General features: G+C 46.3%; 2 pseudogenes. Both read left to right on the top strand.

The window, feature by feature from the left end:
• Positions 1-416: pseudogene (locus QTN94_RS20000) on the top strand (hypothetical protein); the annotation flags it as partial.
• 77 nt (positions 417-493) lie between these two features.
• A pseudogene (locus QTN94_RS19995) lies at positions 494-1,068 on the top strand (hypothetical protein); the annotation flags it as partial.

The raw sequence follows: 1,068 nt of genomic DNA, 5'->3' as shown, positions 1-1,068 counted from the left end.
CCCATATGGGCTACGGGCGGTTAAAAGATGGCTATGAGTTAATGCTCTGGCTTAACCCTCAACACGCGGTCAATGCCGATTTAACTGGTCAACGCCATCAATATCTCAGTTTACTTCGCCATATGGGCAGTCATGCCCCTATGTATGGTTATTGGGAGTATGTTCGCCGCTATATGGCAGACGAACAGCCACTGTGGTACGAGATCAGTAAAGAGCCACGAATAGGGGGAGTTAACACGGATAAACCAAGAGAGCAAGGGTATAGCAACTTTGTCGCTTTGATTCGCTTTATCTTAGTTCTACCGATTGTATTTGTGTTTCGACCGGCTGACTTTGCACTCTGGTGTAACCCCCTAAGACATAAATGGCCAGAACAGGTCCATAAGTGGACAGGTAAACGATGCAATTGGCATTAGACGTTTTTCACGACAGTTTATCCGCACTGCCGCTCAGTCGAGCGGCAGTCGAGTTGTTCGCGGAGGAAGAACCCATCATGAGTGAGATTAGACAAGTCGGCCCCAACCATTGGGTTGGGCCAGAGGACTTTGGCTTTACCCCCAACTTCCATATTACCCAACACGGCGTGGATCACTACCCCAATGGTCATTTAATGCAACAAGAGCCATTAAACCCGGGCAATAAAAAAATTTCCTTCATATACGAAAACAAAGAAGGTGAAGATATGGGGGAGTTTTTTGAACTGTTTTCAGCAGGAGGTCATGAAGGATTTATTGATATGCGAGTTCGGTCTGTTCATAGCAGAGGCGATAATGTGTATGCGGTGATTTTCTTTACCTTGCTCTGGCTGCTTGTCAAGACTTCGATGGTTTACACCGCTGGAGATACATGGTCACTCAGTTACGTCGATATCACCGTTCTGGCAATTCTCGCCATTTGTATGGGTTTAAGTTTATTTAAGCCCATCGCCATGCCGGTACGCTTTCATAAACAAAACCAAGAGGTTTACGTATGGCACGATAAAGTGCTCTATCGTATTCCGTGGCAAGAGTGTGAAATATCCGTCATTGTCGCGAAAACCCATATGGGCTACGGGCGGTTAAAAGATGG

It is taken from the genome of Vibrio sp. M250220, assembly GCF_036533795.1.
GTDB lineage: Bacteria > Pseudomonadota > Gammaproteobacteria > Enterobacterales > Vibrionaceae > Vibrio.
Note: the sequence above shows the minus strand (reverse complement) of the source record. Positions and strands in the feature narration are given on the sequence as shown.